Annotated in this window: 1 protein-coding gene; it reads right to left on the bottom strand. The window is 60.6% G+C overall.

Going from position 1 to position 325, the window contains the following annotated elements; translation table 11 throughout:
• The coding region (locus SB689_RS22800; protein WP_410694349.1) for an ATP-binding protein at nt 1–325 on the bottom strand (325 nt) is incomplete at both ends.

Raw genomic sequence — 325 nt, 5'->3', positions numbered from 1 at the left:
CGATCCTGCAATCGAGACAGGTTTTCGTCCGAAACCCCTGGACCGTCGTCCCGTACCTGAAGGCAAACCGCGCCGGCGTCCTGCCAGGTTGCGATTTCCACACTTCCGCGTTCACGACCGTATTTGATAGCGTTATCGACGAGGTTGTCGAGCAGCACGCGGATCAATGTCGGTGGAGCGTGCACGATCGTGTGCTCGTCGGAGCGTGATGTCAGCAACATCTGCTTGAGGTCGGCTCGCGCCTGAAAATCCATCACGCAGGCGTGTACTACGCGCGCCAGGTCGACGTCCTCGCCGGGCATCGGTACCGTCTCGTCAAGCCTCG

It is taken from the genome of Chryseobacterium sp. SIMBA_038, from assembly GCF_046535115.1.
Classification (GTDB): Bacteria; Bacteroidota; Bacteroidia; order Flavobacteriales; family Weeksellaceae; genus Chryseobacterium.
Note: the sequence above shows the minus strand (reverse complement) of the source record. Positions and strands in the feature narration are given on the sequence as shown.